The sequence below is a fragment of the Microcoleus sp. A2-C3 genome, from assembly GCF_036706065.1.
GTDB lineage: Bacteria > Cyanobacteriota > Cyanobacteriia > Cyanobacteriales > Microcoleaceae > Microcoleus.
The window spans coordinates 19,122-38,243 of record NZ_JAUBVX010000012.1 but is presented as its reverse complement, the minus strand read 5'-3'; the positions used below and the strand labels follow the sequence as shown (position 1 = coordinate 38,243).

Below are 19,122 nucleotides of genomic sequence, written 5' to 3'. Positions count from 1 at the left end.
CGAGGATAAAAACATGGCACTTCAAAGAATTGCAGATTTTGAACCCAATTATAAGGATGAAATTTTTGCTGGAGACGACATCAAGGGATTTGATGTTTATGCCGGCGAATCTGACGAAAAAGTAGGTACTGTTTATGACGCTTTGGTTGATGAAACGGGTCGTTTCCGCTATCTGGTAGTTGATACCGGTATTTGGATTTTTGGTAAAAAAGTGTTGCTGCCGATCGGCTCGGCCCGCTTCGACTACGCAGCCAATCGCGTCCACGCCACAGGCCTTCGCAGCAAAGAGCAAGCAGAACTATTGCCGGCTTACAATGAATTAGAACCCGTAGATTACGATCGCGAAGAAGAAGTAAGAAGCGTTTACCGCAATCAAGGCACATCAGCAGCAATCACAGCAGCTCCTGCTAGCTACGATCGCAGCAGCTACAGCTACGATATCGATCGCCCCCTCTACGAAACCAACGAACAGAACCACCAAAATTTCAAGCTTTATGAAGAACGCTTGATTGCCAACAAAAACCGCGCCAAAACCGGCTCCGTAGCAGTTGGTAAGCGCGTGGAAACAGAAACAGCACGAGCTTCAGTACCCATTGAAAAAGAACGAGTCGTAATCGAGCGAGTAACGCCCGTAGAAGCGGGTCGAGTAGTTTCAGTCGGTGAAGCTGATTTCCAATCAGGGGAAGTTGCACGCATGGAAGTCTACGAAGAAACGGCCGACATTCACAAAGAAGCCTTCGTGCGCGAAGAAGTCAACATCAGAAAAGAAGTTGTCCGCAGCACGGTTGAGGGCGAAGAAACCTTGCGCCGTGAAGAATTAGACATTAACACCGATGGCACTCCGGTTGTAGATAATAAAACTATCTAAACCAACCGCAGCAAGTCTTGAATAGGAATTGCGCATTCATCACACAATTCTGTCACCGCAGAGGTTTGAGTTGTGCGATCGCGCAATTCCTAGATAACGCAATACGCTTGGGTTAACAGTGTTTATTTCCCGGAGATACCCCTAAATCCCCCGGATAGTCGGGGGACTTTGATCAGATTCTTGTCCCCCCCTTTTTTAGGGGGGCTAGGGGGCATCTTTCTTAACTGAATCGTATTCCTATATAACGGCGGGTGGAGTACGAAAATTGTCGGGTTTTGGCAAATTTTATGCACTTTCCCCGCCTTTACCAATTCGCCATTACCAATTCATAATAAAAATCCATTAGCAGGAAAGTTTAAAAAATGAACGGTCAAGCATCAGCCGAAAAAATAGCAATGGCAAAATCAATTACCCATCTCAACCGAGTGCCGGAAAAAGTCAGAACTAAGCTAAAAAGTTTTACAGTCAAAGACAGCCAAGGTCACTTGGTAGGCAAAATAAAAGATGTCTATTTTGATGCTAGCGGTCAGCTAAATTTTGTGGTATCAGGGCTAGGTAGCGAAAATTATAAGATTTTTTTAGTAAGTATTAAGCTGCTAAAAAAAGTTGATTATCACCAAAAAGCGCTGTTTTTAATTATTAATTCGGAGCAAGTCGATCGGCTGCCGGTGATTTCGGCAAATGCCGAGCCTCAGTCTTGGGAAAATCCCTCAGAACAGCTTGGTGAAGTCAGCAACAGCGAGTCAACTAATCCCTCAACAGTTATGTCAAATCTCACAGATACCGATCGCCCAAATGAACATTTAGAGACAGATGAGCGCGAGGAAGACTTTGATATTGTCGATCAAGATGTAATTCGCTTGCTAGAAGAACGATTGGTGATCAATCGCAGCAAGCGTAAAGTCGGCGAAGTCATTGTCCGCAAAGAAATTGAAACTCGGATGGTACAAGTGCCTATCCAGTGGGAAAAGCTGATTGTCGAACAAGTGGGCGATGATCCGAAGGTGTTGGCAGAAATAGATTTGGGCGAGGGACACATTACCGGTATAGACTTGACGGAGACTAAGAGCGATCGCCAGGAACCGACAGTTAAGGCTGAATATACCTCTGTGCAGAAAGCTAGCAAAATCTTAAATGCGATCGCCTCTCAACCCCGCCACGGTTGCGTCAAAGTCCGCATAGAACTCGTTCTAGAGAACAAGCAACTGGAAGAAACTTACCAAAAATGGATGACGGAAAGCCACTCAGATGACCAAAATTAACAATCACATTAGTTTGTAGTGAGGACTAAAGTCCTGAGATATTTATGAGGAGTTTAGTCCTCACTATAAACATCTTGAAATTTTGAGCGATCGACACATCGACAAATATGTACCAAATTGCAGTAAAATTGTGGTGGTCAAATTTAGAAGTATTTGAAAATGCCCAGCACCATCTCCGACATTAAAGTAAAAACGATCGCAGGCGCAGACAAGCAGCTAGGAGAGTACGCTGGCAAGGTACTCTTGATAGTTAACGTAGCTTCCAAATGCGGCTATACACCTCAATACAAAGGACTCGAAGAATTGAGCCAGAAGTACAGCGCTGCGGGACTCAGCGTTTTAGGATTTCCCTGCAACGACTTCGGAGGTCAAGAACCAGGAAGTAACGCAGAAATCGTCAATTTCTGTACTACAAAATACGGTGTCAGCTTTGAATTATTTGACAAAGTAAGCGCTAAAGGCAGTCAGCAGCACCCGCTGTACGCTAAGCTGACGAGTGCAGTCGATCCCAAGGGTGAGGTTTCCTGGAATTTTGAAAAATTCTTAGTTAGCAAACAGGGTGAAGTAGTTGCCAGATTCGGCAGCAACGTGGGCCCAGATTCGCCAGAATTGATCGCTGCGATTGACAAAGAATTGGCAAAATAAGAAATAAGAAGGAAGAAAGAAGGAAGAAGGAAGAAGGAAGAAGGGTGTACACTACGCACCGATTGACTTTTACCCCCCATCGCTTCGGCATCGGTTGACTTTTTCGGTGCGAAATTCGCACTCTACAAGATTAGCCGATGCTATAAGATCGCACCTACTTCTGTTCACCATTGTTGACAAGCAATCAGCAATTAACAAATACCGATGATTAGATTTAATTGGAGAATGGTTTAATTTAATGGAAAATACATCGGGATTAGATTTAGCTGTGGGTTTATTGGCGTTCGCGATTCTGGGAGGCGGGCTAGCAATGCTATTTGTAGGTATGGCATCGTTCCCTAATGACAAATAATCATAATTTAGCTAATGTCCTCACTAAGCTGTTGCACATTTAAATTATATATTCGGGGCGATGCTCAGAGCAACGTACCACAAGAGTTTGATTGTTTTTTGACATATAATTTAAATGCAGAATAGCTTAACAGCATTCAATTTTAACACTCGCAATTGACAATCATGCAAACTACCGAAAGCACCGTCAAAATTGTCCTCGCGCCGGGGAACTTGCGCCGGGTTCACCATATCGCTTTAAACGTGCGCGATATGAATGCTTCCCGCCACTTCTACGGTACAATTCTCGGCTTGCAGGAACTCACAGGTGCGGAAATTCCCGCAAGTTTAACAGAAATGGTCGCCGCTGGTAAAGTCGCTAATTTCATCACTCCAGACGGGACTGTGATTGACCTATTTTGGCAGCCAGATTTGGAACCGCCAAACCCAGATCCCCAGAAGGCTTTTACTCGCGCTAACCACTTGGCTTTTGATATCGATCGCGATTTGTTCGATCGCGCTCTGGAAGTGCTAAAGTCTAATCAAATTGCGATCGACAGTGGCCCCGTCACGCGCGCTACAGGACGCGGCATTTACTTTTACGATCCTGATGGATTTATCATCGAAATCCGCTGCGATGCAGTTTAAACAGGCGCTATCGGACTTTCGGTGCGCACGGATCACCACACATTTACGATCGGCTTCGCGGTGCGCTATGCCCTATGTTGGAAGCGTACCTGATCTTTCTGAGAAAGGCTATATCTTATTTGCTAACAGATTGCTTTGGCCAAGTAAACCGAAAAGTTGCTCCCTCACCTTCGGCTGATTCTATGGAAATACTGCCCCCTTGACCTTCAACAATCTTCTTCACCAGCGACAAACCAATGCCAGTATTTTCAACTTTATCACGAGCTTCCAAAGTCTGAAAAATCACAAAAACTTTATCATGATATTGAGCAGCAATCCCCTGCCCGTCATCCGCCACAGCAAACTCGTAAAAATCGTCAAAGTCTTTAACCGATATGTTTACGTAACCGGATTCACTTCTATTGTGCTTGATAGCGTTGCTAATTAAATTAGCAAAAACCTGCTGCAACGGCAATCTTTCAGTCACAAAAGTTGGCATTCCCGGTTCAATTTTTACCTCAAATCCCGACGGCGGCGCCAACGAATCAATAACTTCTGCTAATAACTTCTCAACTTTTACCATTTCTGAAGGCACTTGAATGCGTCCGACGCGGGAATATTGCAGCAGTCCCTCAATCAAAGCTTCCATCCTGTGAACTCTGCCGCGCAGCAGGTTCATTTGGTGCAGAGTATCCTCTGTCATCGACTCGCTGAGGTCTTCTTCTATCCAACTGCTGAGATTTGCGATCGCCCTGAGTGGCGCTTTCAAATCGTGAGAAACTACATAAGCAAACTGGTCTAATTCTTGATTCCGCTTTCTCAAAACACTCGTCGTCTTAGCCAGCGACTGCGCCATCCAATTCAATTCTTCAGCGCGCAACTTGAGCGCTTCTTCAGCTTGTTTGCGTTCCCTAATATCTTCTACCACACTCATCAGAAATTGACTGCCATTTTGTTCTCGCAGCAGCGAAACCGTCAAGTTTGCCCAAAGCAACTCTCCGTCGTTGCGGATGTAGCGCTTTTCCAGAGAGAAATTTTCAATTTCTCCTGCTAACAATTGGCGCAAAAGTTCCTGTTCGCTTGCTAAATCTCCGGGCCAAGTAATCTGCTGAAATCTTTTCTCAACCAATTCTGGGCGACTGTAGCCCAAAATTTCGCAAAGTTTTTGATTGACTAACAGCAACTTGCCATCCACACTCGCTTGAGCCATGCCGACTGCGGCTTGTTCAAAGGTATCTCGAAACCGCTGTGCGCTTTCGGCTAAAGCAATTTCTGAGCGTTTGCGATCGCTAATATCGTTGCTAATTTCCAAAATAGCCACGGGTTGATCTTGATCGTCGTACTGCAAAGTCCACCGGCTTGCCACCATTATTTTTGTGCCGTCTTTCTTGGTACGCACCAGTTCCCCTTGCCAAGAACCCCGCTCGAAAAATACTTTTTGAATTTCCTCCAAAGGCTGCTTCCATTCTGTTTGCAAAAGCTCGTGAATATTTTTTCCGATTGCTTGCGACTTCCGCCATCCGTAGAGCCACTTCGCGCCCAAATTCCAATAAGAAATCGTCCCGTTCAAGTCGAGTACCGCGATCGTATCGTTCGCCAAATCCAGCATTTGCGCTTGCTTGCGCAGAGTTTCCTCAGCTTGTTTTCGTCCTCTAGCATCGCGGCAAATCGCAATAAACAAGTGTTGATTTGCCAGACGCATCTCGCTGATGGCCAACTCCATCGGAAACTTGGTTCCGTCCCTGTGAAGTCCAACTGTTTCTTGCTGGTAAGTCTTCAGCTTAGCATCGGGATTTAACATAAAATATTCGATCGAGTAATCCCCCGCGGTGTTGTACGGCTGTGGTTTAGCTATCAGCCTGCGTAGGTTCGAGCCAATTGTGCGATCGGCTTGAGCGCCAAAAATCCGTTCTGCGGCCGCATTAAAAGACTCAATATTTCCCCCTTCGTCCAAAGTAATAATCCCGTCAGCCGCATTATCTACCACAGCTTGAATCCGAGTTTTACTTTCCTCCAAGCCTGCTTGCCGCTTCCTCAATTCCTGCTCTAAACTATCAAATAAATACCAGGAAGCCCCTGCACCTAAACAGCCGAAAACCAAACCAGCAACTTGTACGAAATTAGTTAAATCTATCAACTCTCGTCTTTGCCGATCTAAAGCTTTCTGCTGGGCTTCGCCGACATCAAGAAACGCATTAATTTGTGCGCGCAGCTTATCCATCTTCAATTTGCCTTGAGCAAACACCTGAATTATTTCCGGTGACTGTACTTTTATGGCAGAACTGTCGAGCTTATTCAAAGTATTTTGCAAGAAAGTTATTTGCTGTTCGCTACTTTTTTTGATTTCTTCAAATGGCTGAGCTTGCAGTTTATTTTCTCGAACCATAACTTTGATTTTAGCCAGCAGCGGAGGCAAACTTTTCTTTGCTTTTAAGTAGGGTTCTAGAAAATCGCGGCGATTCGTCAACCCGTAACCTCGAATGCCCGTTTCCGCATCCACCGCCAGTGTTAACGAGCGGTTAGTTTCCTGAAGTATTTCCCTATTAGTATCTGCTCGCTGTCTGATTTTTAGGGTAATATCGCGGATACCTACAATTGCTATAAGTGAAGCAAACAGACAAATCACGGGGATAGCAACGATGACTGTTCCCCGCTGGCGAATCGGTCGGTCTGTCCATGTAAGTTCGATGAAGCGATCGAGCAAATACTTCACGGATATTGAAGGATAAAGTTTGTTGGCAGTATATCGCTTTTTGGCAATTTAGGCTAGGGATAAGTTCATTTTTTTGTTTGGCAATAACTGGGGACTAACCGTGGAAACTAGATTAGACCCCTGCAATAGCTACCTGCTGAAAGTTACAACAGATTTTTTACCAAGCTTTTTAAACGGAAGTAAGGAGAAGGAAAGGGTTTTTTTCGGCAGCGAAATCGTAGGCGAAGCAGAAAGAATCGTTTCTACTTTACCCTCGTTTTCGCCTTCGGCTTTTGCTTTAAAAGTAGAGTCTGTTTCGCAAGCATTCTGAACTGTTGGAACTACAATCCACCTGCCTGTAGCGGGATCGCGATGACAAGTGAAAGGATTTATTTTTAGCGGTTGACTGCAAGGTTTAATCATGTAGATGCACTCCTTTGATTCTGAGAACTTGCGCGCTGATGAAGGCGGCATTGCTATCTCGCCAGTAGAGGCAGCAGTTTGAAGGTAAAAAGCAGAATTGTGTTTCTGCGTCCAGAGACCTTTGATAATTCCTGATTTCCTGTTAACTTTTGCCTTCTACTGGTTCCCGACCATAGCATTACTTTTACCCAATTGCCTTTCTGCAAGTAACCCCCCACCCCCTTAATCAGGTTGAGGTGCGACTTGTGAATGCAGCGAGGCGCCTGATCCCGCCTGCGACACAATTTTGGGATAATACAGGTATTCTAGGCTGGGAAAAAATGCTACTGTGTGATCGGCAACAGAGGTCGATCGCGATCGGTGTCACAATTAAAACAGGAATAGGTCATTGGTCATTGGTCATTGGTGATTGGTCATTGGTCATGGCGAATTATTGCATCTTTCACCCATCCGTTAAATCTGTTAAATCCATCGCGTACTCCTTGCCTTCTTCCTAATGACCAATGACTACTGACTACTGACTACTGACTACTGACTACTGACTACTGACTACTGACTAATATCAACTTTTGCTTTTAATTGAACTGTAAAAGTAGAGCCAATATCTAATTGACTCTCAAGAGTAATATCGCCGCCCATCATCTGACAAAACAAGCGGCTAATCGCCAATCCTAAACCGGTGCCACCGTACTTGCGAGTAGTCGAAGCATCTCCTTGCATAAAAGGTTGAAACAAACCATGCTGCTGTTCTGGCGACATTCCAATCCCCGTATCAGATACCTGCAAATAAACCCAATCGCTGTCGCCTGCTGGTTCGCGAGTCGCGCTCAACAGCACCGTTCCACCTTCGGTAAACTTCAGGGCATTCGAGAGCAAATTGAACAGAATTTGCCGGACTTTAGTCAAATCTGCATACATCACTCCCAAATTTTCAGAGCAAGAAACTTGCAATTGATTTTGATTTTTTTCGACCAAAGGGTGCAAAGTTGCAACGACTTCTTCTATTAAATTACTGAGGTCAAATTTTTCTAAATAAAGCTCCATCCGACCAGCTTCTATCTTAGAAAGGTCTAGAATATCGTTAATTAAAGTCAGCAAGTGTTTGCCGGCGTTATAAATTTTTTGGGTATCGGGAATGATGTCTTCGAGTCCCGATTCGCGTGCTTCTTCTTGTAGCATTTCGCTGTAACCGATAATCGCGTTGAGCGGTGTCCGCAGCTCGTGGCTCATATTGGCTAAAAAAGTGCTTTTAGCTCTCGAAGCTGCTTCAGCTTTGTGTAAGGCTTCTTGCAAGGCTATTTCGGCTCTTTTGCGCTCGGCAATTTCGATGCGGAGCAGTTTATTGGCGGCGGTGAGTTGAGCGGTGCGCTGATCGACGGTCATTTCTAGCTGCGCTTTGGCTTTGGAGAGTGCTTCCTGAGCCCGCTGGCGCTCAAATCCTTCGATCGCCAACGCTACCAAATTTGCCAAAGAATCAGCGAAGGTGCGCTCCTCCAAAGCCCACTGGCGGGGCGCGCCGATATGTTCGAGAGAGAGGATGCCCACGATCTGGCCGCCGAGCCTAATTGCTACATTTAATATGGATGAATTGGGCTTGCTGGCATTTGGCCGCACAGTGGAATGTTCGGCTAGCGAAGATGAGTGGGAAAAATTTGTTTGTAGAGATTTTTGAGTTTTTGTCGTAGGTTCTAAAGCATTGTCCGATCGCAAATTTTCACCCGGTGTGTCGCCTTCAACCTCTAAAATTGATAAATTTAAATCGCTTGCCGATGTGGACTCCCGGCTCAAATGATTCTCCTGGGTGCGATCGTACAAGTCGAGACAAACTAATTTGAGGTTGGGGATTTTAAACTTAGAATGATTCACCCCCTCGTGTTGCTCTGGGGCAGTGGCCTCTGTATCGAGTGCCTCTGTTTGGTTCTGGGCGAGCACTCTCTCGGTAAAATTTAGCTGAGACGGATTGGGGTAACGAGTTCCAAATCTCAAGTGGTTGTAAAGCCAGACGCTGACTTTTTCCACTTCCAAAGTGCGGGAAGCAGCCTCGGTAATTTCGCGAATTCCCACATTCAGCGCGCCGTTGTTGAGAGTCCTCTGCCTACCTAGCTGCAACAAAGCCAAACTCTGGCGGCGGAGACGCTTTTCGCTCTCTTGGAGAGTTTGTTCTGCTTCCTTGCGTTGGGTGAGGTCGTACAAGGCGCACAATGCCGTCTGCTGCCCGTTAAACACCAGCGACTGAACCGAGATCATCGCCCAGAAAACGGTGCCGTCTGATTTTTTGCAGTGGAGTTCGTAGTTTTGCAGGTGTCCTTCTTTAGCAAGTGCCTCAAGTACCTTTGGGCGATCGGCGGGGTTCAAGTAAAAGTCTGGAGTGGTGCAGCCGATCAATTTTTCTAGGGGTATGTTCAGGAGAGAAGCCAATTGAGCGTTCGCATACAGAATTAAGCCGTCACAGAGGCGAGAAACTAATACGGGCACGGGAGTTGCCGAGGCGATCGCCCGAAACTGCTCTTCGCTTGAACGCAGCGCCAACTGAGCTTTGCTCAGCAAGTGAGCTTCCATCGTATCTGAATGTTCGGTGGTAGTCTCCAGCAAAATTTCTAGGTCAACCTTTTCGCGCTTCAAGTTTTCAAGTTCCGCACTCAGCCGCTGAACGTCCAAAAGTAGCTGTTCTCTCGATGGTTCTTCCTGCATAGCAATTGAAAATTGGTAATTTTTAGTCTGTGCTGAAGTTTTTTACGGTTTTGTGCTAGTTTAACTATGACTTATTCCGATTAACTTCAGCCACCCTCATCCTGGTTCCCGGACTTAGCCTGGGATTCATCTTTACCTTTTTCGCTACTCTTCCAATTCTAAGTGCAAGGAAGGCATCAGCCGCTGCAAGTTCTTCAGGGATTTTATCTGCCAGGGGATCTGTTTAGAACCTTTGATGGCGATTTGAATATTTTTTTGCTGGCGCACTTTGATCACAAATTTTGAGAAAATATTAATTCCAGAACTATTTAAAAATTCTAGCTTTCGCAAGTCTAGAGTAACGGTGTTTGGGCAGGAGTCAGCCACTTCGTTGAGCAGATCGACGATCGGTGCGTATTCTTCCGCCTGGCTGAGCCGGAACGAGCCGCAGCAGGTGACTGTTTGTGTAGGGCGATCGTAATGGATGTTGTAATCTTTGGTCTGAATCTCCATACTTTTGTCAGTTGCCGGTTTTGAGTGTTGACATACTCCCCATGCCTAAAGGCGAGGGGATTCTAAACCCGGACTAAAATAAATAGTCTCCGAAGTTTAGGCGCTTCACTTCATTGTCCGATACTACCGAAGTAGTTTTACTCAAACTCTGTGCTCGTTTAGAGTCGTGGCGATGCCCCATCCCGACTTTTTCTATATTTTTAGCGGCGTTCAAATCTCGATCGTGTTTAGCTCCGCAGTTTAAGCACTGGACCCGGCGCACACAGAGGTCTATTTTTCCCCATCTAAACCCGCACTCTGAGCAAATTTGAGAGGTCGGCTCCCAGCGAGAAATTACCTTAAATTCTCTGCCGTATTTCTCCGACTTGCCCTCACAAAGCGTCCTAAATTCTCCCCATCCTTGCTGACTTATTGCCCTTGACAATCTCCGATTTTTAACCAGACCTGCTACGTTCAAATCTTCTAAGATAATGGTTTGGTTTTCACTCACCAACTTAGTAGATAGTTTGTGCAGAAAATCCTTTCGAGTATCAGCAATCTGGTTGTGTAGCTTGGCAATTTTAAGCCTAGTTTTATCCCGACGTTTTGAGGTCTGGACTTGACGGGATAGCTGGCGCTGTAGTCTGCGAATTTTACGATCTAGCACTTTGTAGCTTGGACTTTGTGCGGTTGTACCATCACTCATTGCAGCGAAGGTTTTAATGCCCAAGTCTACACCGATGCTTTGGTCTTTAGCCTCGCTCTGGATGGGGGAAACTTCTACAACAAAGCTTAGCAAATATCGGTTTGCACAGTCCTTGATTATCGTAACAGAGCTAGGATTGGATGGTAATTTTCTAGACCAAACGGGAAATACGTCCCCTATTTTGGCCAGATAAACCTCATTACCTCTCAATACAAAACCGTTGCGCGTTAACCTTGCCGATTGGCTGTTTGTCTTTTTCTTGAACTTAGGATAGCCGACTTTTTTTCCTTTTCTTTTTCCTGTGCAGGACTTGAAAAAATTGCTAAACGCAGTCTCTAAATCTGAGACAGATTGTTGTAGAGGAATAGCTGAAACTTCTCCCAACCATTCTCTTTCTGGTGTCTTTTTAGCTAAAGTTAAAACTAATTTTTGCAATTCGGCAGAACTAGGTTTTCTGTCTGACTGTTTGCAAAGTCTTAGAGCATCATTCCAGACTACCCGCACACAGCCAAACAATTTAGATAATCTAATTTTTTGTTCAATTGTCGGATAGAATCTGTATTGATACCGCCCTTTCATTTCCCCTCCTTTGTGTTCTTAATTTACTATACCATAGTATACTAAGCAATAAGCAATCAGGAAGATTGGGCAATTAATTTCAAGGCGGTTGAAACCGCGCCCGACTTCATCCCCATATCTAAAGCTAGGGGCTTTCGTCTCGTTCTTCCGGTAAAGGGGCTTTGGCTACGTGAGCGAGAATTGAGCTTCAGGCTAGCACGATCAAAATTCAGCCGTTTGCCGAATGCCGAAGGCCTTTGCGTGTGTAACTTTTATTACATATACTGCCAACTGTACCATTGCCATAGGCAGTTATGAGTTCTTTTAAAATTTACCAGTTGTGATACCTGTTGGAAAAAAGAATGCAACTGTTGACTAGCTCCAAACCCGGATAGTCATCAGTCAGTGCCAATCTAACATCTCAAATCTCAAATCTCAAATTGTATGAGTTGTGGGGTTGACGAGACCAGCTTTTGCTGAAGTTCCGAGCTATCAATTCGATTTTTTTTCTCAAGTTAGTATTGACAAAATCACCAAAATGTGAGAGATATTGCACATCTGAGACTGAAGTGAAGGGAGAATATTTAATGGCAATTTCAGGAATTACAGAAAAGCTTTTGGCGGCTAAAAAAGCTCAGGGAATTAGTTTTGCAGATTTGGAAAAAGTTTTGGGGCGCGACGAAGTTTGGATTGCTGCGGTTATTTACCGTCAAGCTACCGCATCGGTCGATGAAGCCGAGAAAATTGTCTCGGCTTTGGGACTGTCGGGCGAGACGGCTGCGATTCTCTGTGAACCTCCGTTAAAAGGTTCTTTGGATGCTGCTGTTCCGGTTGACCCGCTGATTTATCGCTTCTATGAAATCATGCAGGTGTACGGAATGCCACTCAAAGCAGTAATCCACGAAAAATTTGGTGACGGGATTATGAGCGCGATCGACTTTACTTTGGATGTCGAGAAAGAAGCAGACTCAAAAGGGGATCGAGTGAAAATAATTATGTCGGGAAAATTTTTGGAATACAAAAAATGGTAAGCCCGTGCCGCTTTGCTCGAAAGTGAAAATTAAAAATTAAAAATTGGGTCGGAGGGCTGACGACTAATGACCGTGCCTCAAAAGTGTTAACTTAGAAATAGAGACCGCGAAGCTTGACCAAGCAAAAAATTGAGACAAGCCCCTGACTTAATTTGTGTATATCCCCAAGTTTTAGACGAAGGTTCAACCTCCAAAATTTATTTGTGGAGTAAATCTAAAATCTAAAATTCTTCAATCTAAAATCGACAGACTGGCGTGGGTGTCCGATCGGGAAACCTTTCTAGGGCAAAGAATTCGATCGCGCCGCAACTTCTCCAGTCAAAACAAGCAACCGTAACCGTAAAGTAAGAGGCTAAATATGTCAAAATATGACTCCCATCTCAGATGCTCCTTTTGCGGTAAGTCCCAGGAGTACGTCCGCAAGTTAATAGCTGGGCCCGGCGTCTACATTTGCGATGAATGCGTGGAACTGTGCAATGAAATTTTAGAAGAAGAGTTCTTTGATTCCAGCAAAACACAAGTTGGTCAACAGATTCCCCAATCAGAGGTGCGAGAGTCTCAGGGACAAGGAACACGACGCCAGAGTCGATCGAGCAAATCGAAAATTGTTTTAGCTAAAATCCCCAAACCCACAGAAATTAAACAGCATTTAGACAACCACGTCATCGGCCAGAACTCAGCCAAAAAAGTCCTTTCTGTAGCAGTTTACAACCATTACAAACGCTTAAGCGTAGACCAAGCCAAAGACAGCGGCAAATCTTCCCCCGACAGCGATGTCGAACTGCAAAAATCCAACATCATGCTAGTCGGGCCGACTGGTTGCGGCAAAACCTTGTTAGCGCAGAGTTTGGCGCAAATGCTGGAAGTGCCGTTTGCGGTAGCCGATGCGACGACGCTGACAGAAGCTGGATATGTCGGCGACGATGTGGAAAATATCTTGCTGCGCCTGTTGCAAATGTCAGATTTTGATGTCGAATCGGCACAGCGCGGGATTATTTATATTGATGAAATTGACAAGATTGCTCGCAAAAGTGAAAACACTTCGATCACCAGAGATGTATCGGGAGAAGGAGTGCAGCAAGCGCTGCTAAAAATGTTGGAAGGAACAGTGGTTAATGTGCCCCCGCAAGGCGGCCGCAAACATCCTTACCAAGATTTTATTCAAGTTGACACTAGCAAAATTCTATTTATTTGTGGCGGTGCTTTTGTCGGTTTGGAAAAAATAGTTGAACAGCGTTTGGGTAAAAAATCCTTGGGCTTTATTCAGCCAACAGAAACCGAAAGTAACTCGACTCTGCCGGCGAAGGATAAGCGGGCTGCTGATATTTTGCAGCAGGTACAGCCGGATGATTTAGTTAAGTTTGGTTTGATTCCTGAGTTTGTCGGGCGGATTCCGGTGGTGACGGTGATTTCGCCGCTGGATGAAGCAGCTTTGATGCAGATATTGACTGAGCCCCGAAATGCGCTGGTGAAGCAGTATCAGAAGCTGTTGAAGATGGATAGTGTGGAGTTGGAATTTGAGCCGGATGCGCTACGGGCGATCGCCCAGGAGGCCTATCGGCGCAAAACCGGCGCGAGAGCTCTCCGCAGCATTTTGGAGGAGTTAATGCTCGATGTGATGTACGAGTTGCCTTCCCGCAAGGATGTTGCTGACTGTACGATTACCAAGGAAATGGTCGAGAAGCGATCGACTGCCGAATTGCTGTGGCATCCCGCATGGCACAAACAGCACGAAACAGCTTAGTTTTTAGAGTGTAGGGTGTGCGGCGCGCACCCTGCAAACTTAGCAGATGTACTTTATGACAGTTAAAAAAATGTCAGTCAATGTACCTAAAACCAGTAAAAAATCGAGATTGCCAGTATCCAGTTTTCTGCCGAGGATTGCAATTTACAGCGGGGTTATGGCTGGCATAATAGCGTCTTTTTACGATTTCCAACTCAATACGATCGTCCCGCCCTCTTCCCCGTCAAAGGTTGATATATTCTCTTTGGAAGCCAGAGGCTTTATTGCAAAAATCAATAAAGGGCAGCAAGCTTACTATGCAGAATACGGTCAATTTAGCGATTCCATTGCAAAATTGGGTATTGGAATTAAAGAACAGACCAAGAACAATAATTACACGATCGTCTCATCAATGGGCCCGGTTCAAACTAGGCGCAATCGCCGCGAACCAGCACAATTTGAAAGCGCGATCGCGATCGCCACATTTACTGATAGCAACCCCGGGAAATCCGACACGAAGGACGTAGTATTTGCTTACCAGAAGGGCGCAGTATTTGCTTACAAAGAAAAGGGTAGCAATCTAATAAAAACTATTAGTGCTATCTGCTATAGCAATGGAGTTAATGCAAGTTATGCAGAAACTTGGAGTCCGCCAACTTTTGACGGCAAAGAAATTGACTGCCAGCACTGAACAACGTCTGTTTTGGAGTAGTTAACTGCCAGCCCGAACGTTAAGGTAAGACCTTGAAACTATTTTGCGTCACTTTTTGACCGTTTAAGTAAAATTGAAACTGCCAATTGCCAGGTTTGTCATCTTGTTTAAAATTGTACCAGCACCAAGTATTTAATCGATCGCCCGTCGTTTTTAAATAAAATTGACCCTGGGCTGCGAATAGTCCTTGAGGGTTGACAACCTTACAATAACTTCTATATTTTCCTTCTGGCAAGTTAGCAGCACTTACAGCAAAATAGACTTTTTTGTTTTGCTTCAAAGACCAAAAATCTCGAGTTTTTGTCGATTCTAGTTCGTCAGTTAACATCACTTTAGTCTGAGGATTTAACTTTACTGCGTTGATTACTGGTTTGATATCGACTGCTGTTTGAGGTTCGGGAAATTTCCAGAGCAAAGGAATAAAAATAGCAGCAATTGCTGTTAATAATCCAACTGATATCAGTGCAAGTTTTGACTGTTTAGGCTGCTGAACCACCTCTAGAGGAATCAAAGCATTGAGGGCTGCATTTGCGGAAGCATAGCGGTGTTTAAAATTCGGTTCCACCATTTTTTGCAGCCACTCAAGGAATTCTGGAGTTAGCTGCGGTAAGCGATGTTTAAAATTAATCCGCCCCGTCTCATCCATCAAGCTGCCAATTTCGGTAGAATTTATCCCGATTAATAAACAAATTAGCGTCGCGCCCAAACTGTATAAATCGGATGCGACTGTTAGCTGGCGGTTGAACATTTGTTCGGGCGGCATAAAGCCCAAAGTGCCTTTGACAACGCTGCTGGCGGCTACTTCTCCCCCCCCGATTCTAGCAAATCCGAAATCGACAAGGCTGACATTTAGGCGATCGTCCACCAAGATATTTTCCGGCTTCAAATCTCGGTGGATGACTGGCGGCACCCGGTTTTGCAGGTATTTGAGTATTTCTAACACAGAAATAGCAATTTGCTTAGTCTTTTGCGGAGTTTGCTGGCGGGAAGCTGCGAGAGAATTAGCCTTTTTGTATTCCTGTACCATGCAGAAACCGGATGCAGTTGGGAAGGAATCTAAATAGCGGGGAATGTTGGGGTTATCTAGCGATCGCAAAATCTCAATTTCTTGTTCGTAAGCTTGATATTCCGCCCAATTAGCACCAGTCTTGGCAAATTGAAATTGTTTGACAACAACAGAACGTTTGGTATTAATTTCGGTAGCGAGATAGGTAACTCTGCCGCCCGCGCGATTGTGTCCGAGTTCGCGGGTTATTTGATAGCCGTAGTTGGAAAAATCAGGAAAAGCGTTCATAGGTAAATAGTTGATAGTTGATAGTTGATAGTTAGTAGTTGATAGTTGTGATAGTTAATAGCGAGGTTTTTTAAAGTGGATTTAAAGCGAACTCTCGAAACAATCCGCCAACAACAGGCCGGAATGCAGACTCTTAATATTTGGTAAGGTTTGTAGTGAACACTTCAGTCATTGAGGTTGAAAGTCCTTGCTGCGAACAAGTTTTTACCGTTTAATCAAATTTGGTAGGGATTTGCGATAGTTGGCAAGGATTCTTTTTGGTTTAAAAACGAGCGAGTCAATTAACGGAAGTCCAGTGGCGGCTAAAGATGTAATTATCGTTCCTCCTACAACTAATATTTCTTTTTGTTCAACCCATTCTAATTGATATTTTAACCTAACAAGTAATAAAAATGCTACTAACAAACTCAGCCAAAATCCGCCAGTAAGAAAATCTCTTTTGGTAGCATCTATTTCAATAATTTCTCTGTCTATCTGCTCGTTAATCCGCTTGTTAAATTCCGAATAGGCTATCGCGTAAATCCCGGATGCCACCGCTAGAATCAGTACGACTCTATAAGCATAGAATGAAAATGATAAAAGCAGCACAATAACTGCTACTATCGTAATATTTTTGATCGTAACATTTGTAATCCTTCCTCCTAGTATTAAGGCTCCAAGTAAAGTTACTGAGATCGAAACCAGCACTGACCCAGCATACACAAAACTTATTAATTGATCATCGATCGTACCCTTCGCGATATCAAAAATAATACGGGTTAATATGCTGCTAATAAAACCAGAACAAATCAATCCTATTAACCCTCCACATAAAGCTAGAAACCAATTAAAATCATATTTTTTAATTTTGGCTGTAATGGCGATTTCGGCGACTAACAATCCCAAGAAGCCACTCGTGAAAAAGACTGGAAGCAGGATAGTAGTAGTCCCAGAATACAAAAAGATGTCAACCTCCACATAGGGAGAATAAGAATCCAAATTGTAAAATATCATAACTATTAACATCAAATAGCATATAAAACTCAGCCTCCTGAATACCGACAAAAAAGTAGTTTTCTGCGGTACGGGCAGCGGGGCCGTTGTAGCTTGCAATTCTATTGTATGAGTTCCGGGTTCAGAATTTGCGCGCAAGATGATTTGGCGGTTGTAAATTTGACTTGCCAGCAATTTGCTCGTATCGACTGCGATTTTGCACTCGATATTATTGCTTTCAAATGCCTGCGGTTCAAAGGAGATCCAAGAATGGTCGTAGGGCGTGTGGGGCGGATCGTTCGGATGTGGCGCGACTTCCCACCTGCCACAAAGCATTGTGTCGGGAATTGGGTTGCTAATTGCAATAGTTTGTGTTAAGATTTCTCCATATTCTCTGGCGGTGAATTGAATGCGGTCGCGATCAATTCTCACTTTCGGCAAGCTGCTGACATCCAAAGATTGTAGCGCAGTTAAAGCATCCGCAGCCGACTGATATCGGTCTTGCAATCTCGGTGCTACCATCCTGTCCAGCCAGTTCATCCAACCCTGCTGCAATGGCGGTACTAAATGCCGGAAATGAATGCTATAATTATCGTCGATCAAGTTGCCGACATCCACGGATTTTGTACCTGTTAACAAGCAAATCAGCGTCGCCCCCAAGCCGTAAAGATCGGATGCTTTTGTTAATTTCCGGTTAAACATTTGCTCTGGTGGCATGAATCCCATTGTGCCTTTGACAACGCTGCTGGCGGCGATATCTCCGCCTCCTAACCGGGCAAAACCAAAGTCTACTAAGTAAACATTTAAGTCTTCGTCTATTAATAAGTTCTCTGGTTTGATGTCGCGGTGGATTACAGACGGTGCTTGGGATTGCAGGTAAGCTAGAATTTCTAAAGTGGCGATCGCAATTTGTTTAATATTCGGCGGCGAAAAAGTCCGGGCGATCGCACATTCGGCATTTTTGTATTCCTGCACCATACAAAATCCGCTGTCAGTCCCGAAAGCATCGAGATAGCGGGGAATTCCAGGGTGTGAGAGCTTTTTGAGCACTTTGATTTCTTGTTCGTAAGCATCGTATTCTGTCCAGCTAGCACCTAATTGCGCGAATTGAAATTGCTTGATGACAACGGACTTATTTGTGTTAACTTTTGTGGCGAGATAGGTGACGCGGCCGCCCAAACTGTTGTATCCGAGTTCGCGGGTTATTTGATAGCCGTGGGTGGAAAAGTCGGGAAAAGTGTTCATAAGGTTTGATCGTTCGGACTTCAGTCCTTCAGCCGTTATTTAAGAAGGACTAAAGTCCTTACTACGAACGGGGTTTATGTGGGTAGATATTAAAAAGCGCTGTTACCAAGATAACTTTTTTGGAAAAAGGCGGCAAGTGTGGTAGGATTTGAATTCGCGATCGGTTCTAGCGGGGAGCAGCCGCCAGAGGAAACGGGGAAAGTTCGGTGCAAGTCCGGCGCTGTCCCGCAACTGTAATGAAATCCTTGTGGTTTCTCAAGTCAGAATGCCCGCCGATATCTAACTCACTTTTAAACGCATCTACGAGGTATGGATGATGAATGGAACTAACACGGCTGTACGAACAAAACACTGTCTTTTAGTTTGCACTGCTTGCGCTAGTGTTTGGAAAGATGGCAAGCGCGAAGGTAAAAGTGGCGGCCAACAATTCATGGAAGATTTATCGAAACTCGCTAAAGATTGGGAGTTGTCTGATAAGTTTGATATTCAACAAGTTGAGTGCATGAGTGCTTGCAGTCATGCTTGTGCAGTATCTTTTGCTGCTGCTGGAAAGTATACTTATTTGTTTGGTGATTTGCCTGCAAATGAGCCGAAAAGCGTCGAGGCGGTGCTTGAATGTGCGAGTCAATATTATGCTAAGCCGGATGGTTTGTTGCCTTGGTCTGAGCGTCCTCAAGCTTTGAAAAAAGGTGTTTTGGCGAAGATTCCACCGCTGGGAAATTAGAGATAAGGAACGAAAATTTGGCGTTGCTGAACTTGAGTATGAATTGACTTTTTTTACCATTGAGTAAAACATAGACTTTTTGGGTCGTTGAGGTTTTGGGTAGAACTTAATTCATACCGTCAATCAGCAACGCCAAGTCCTCACTAAG

15 protein-coding genes and 1 riboswitch are annotated in these 19,122 nt (G+C 44.6%); of the genes, 8 read left to right on the top strand and 7 right to left on the bottom strand.

Translation table 11 applies throughout. The features are described from left to right. Window positions 1-13 precede the first annotated feature (13 nt). From QUB66_RS09155 to QUB66_RS09140, 4 genes are all read left to right on the top strand, one after another. Window positions 14-868, top strand: coding sequence for a DUF2382 domain-containing protein (locus tag QUB66_RS09155; RefSeq protein WP_265236225.1), 855 nt, complete (start codon window positions 14-16; stop codon window positions 866-868). A 362-nt stretch (window positions 869-1,230) separates the two neighbouring features. Beyond that, window positions 1,231-2,130, top strand: a complete 900-nt coding sequence (locus QUB66_RS09150; RefSeq protein WP_265236226.1) for a YsnF/AvaK domain-containing protein — start codon at window positions 1,231-1,233, stop codon at window positions 2,128-2,130. Window positions 2,131-2,289: 159 nt separating this feature from the next. Beyond that, complete coding sequence (locus tag QUB66_RS09145; RefSeq protein ID WP_332966890.1) at window positions 2,290-2,775, top strand: glutathione peroxidase; 486 nt, start codon at window positions 2,290-2,292, stop codon at window positions 2,773-2,775. Between the two features lie 516 nt (window positions 2,776-3,291). Beyond that, window positions 3,292-3,753, top strand: a complete 462-nt coding sequence (locus QUB66_RS09140) for a VOC family protein (protein ID WP_265236230.1) — start codon at window positions 3,292-3,294, stop codon at window positions 3,751-3,753. A 115-nt stretch (window positions 3,754-3,868) separates the two neighbouring features. On the opposite strand, the gene QUB66_RS09135 is transcribed toward QUB66_RS09140, so the two are convergent. The 5 genes from QUB66_RS09135 to QUB66_RS09115 all read right to left on the bottom strand — a co-directional run bounded on the left by QUB66_RS09135 (window position 3,869) and on the right by QUB66_RS09115 (window position 11,294). After that, window positions 3,869-6,445, bottom strand: a complete 2,577-nt coding sequence (locus QUB66_RS09135; protein WP_332966889.1) for a PAS domain S-box protein — start codon at window positions 6,443-6,445, stop codon at window positions 3,869-3,871. Window positions 6,446-6,574: 129 nt separating this feature from the next. Then, window positions 6,575-6,898, bottom strand: coding sequence for a hypothetical protein (locus tag QUB66_RS09130; protein WP_265236234.1), 324 nt, complete (start codon window positions 6,896-6,898; stop codon window positions 6,575-6,577). Window positions 6,899-7,396: 498 nt separating this feature from the next. After that, a complete protein-coding gene (locus QUB66_RS09125) occupies window positions 7,397-9,538 on the bottom strand; it encodes a PAS domain-containing sensor histidine kinase (protein ID WP_265236235.1) in 2,142 nt (713 codons plus the stop codon). A gap of 144 nt (window positions 9,539-9,682) precedes the next feature. Further along, on the bottom strand, window positions 9,683-10,030 hold the full coding sequence (locus QUB66_RS09120; RefSeq protein ID WP_265236237.1) for a slr1659 superfamily regulator: 348 nt from the start codon (window positions 10,028-10,030) through the stop codon (window positions 9,683-9,685). A 73-nt stretch (window positions 10,031-10,103) separates the two neighbouring features. Continuing rightward, complete coding sequence (locus tag QUB66_RS09115; protein ID WP_332966888.1) at window positions 10,104-11,294, bottom strand: RNA-guided endonuclease InsQ/TnpB family protein; 1,191 nt, start codon at window positions 11,292-11,294, stop codon at window positions 10,104-10,106. 566 nt (window positions 11,295-11,860) lie between these two features. On the opposite strand from QUB66_RS09115, the gene cynS reads away from it, so the two are divergent. From cynS to QUB66_RS09100, 3 genes are all read left to right on the top strand, one after another. Further along, a complete protein-coding gene (gene cynS / locus QUB66_RS09110; RefSeq protein ID WP_332966887.1) occupies window positions 11,861-12,304 on the top strand; it encodes a cyanase in 444 nt (147 codons plus the stop codon). Window positions 12,305-12,662: 358 nt separating this feature from the next. Then, complete coding sequence (gene clpX / locus QUB66_RS09105; RefSeq protein ID WP_332966886.1) at window positions 12,663-14,048, top strand: ATP-dependent protease ATP-binding subunit ClpX; 1,386 nt, start codon at window positions 12,663-12,665, stop codon at window positions 14,046-14,048. 55 nt (window positions 14,049-14,103) lie between these two features. Then, window positions 14,104-14,718 (top strand): type IV pilin-like G/H family protein, encoded by a 615-nt coding sequence (locus QUB66_RS09100; protein ID WP_332966885.1) that lies wholly within the window; start codon window positions 14,104-14,106, stop codon window positions 14,716-14,718. 40 nt (window positions 14,719-14,758) lie between these two features. Here the strand turns inward: QUB66_RS09100 and QUB66_RS09095 are convergent, their stop codons facing one another. Continuing rightward, window positions 14,759-16,033: a serine/threonine protein kinase gene (locus QUB66_RS09095; RefSeq protein WP_332966884.1), complete on the bottom strand. Its 1,275-nt coding sequence runs from the start codon at window positions 16,031-16,033 to the stop codon at window positions 14,759-14,761. 204 nt (window positions 16,034-16,237) lie between these two features. Further along, window positions 16,238-18,250: a serine/threonine protein kinase gene (locus QUB66_RS09090; protein ID WP_332966883.1), complete on the bottom strand. Its 2,013-nt coding sequence runs from the start codon at window positions 18,248-18,250 to the stop codon at window positions 16,238-16,240. 144 nt (window positions 18,251-18,394) lie between these two features. Further along, window positions 18,395-18,541, top strand: a riboswitch (cobalamin riboswitch). Between the two features lie 22 nt (window positions 18,542-18,563). Between QUB66_RS09090 and QUB66_RS09085 the strand changes: the two genes are divergently transcribed. Continuing rightward, on the top strand, window positions 18,564-18,974 hold the full coding sequence (locus QUB66_RS09085) for a DUF1636 domain-containing protein (protein WP_332966882.1): 411 nt from the start codon (window positions 18,564-18,566) through the stop codon (window positions 18,972-18,974). Window positions 18,975-19,122: the final 148 nt, after the last annotated feature.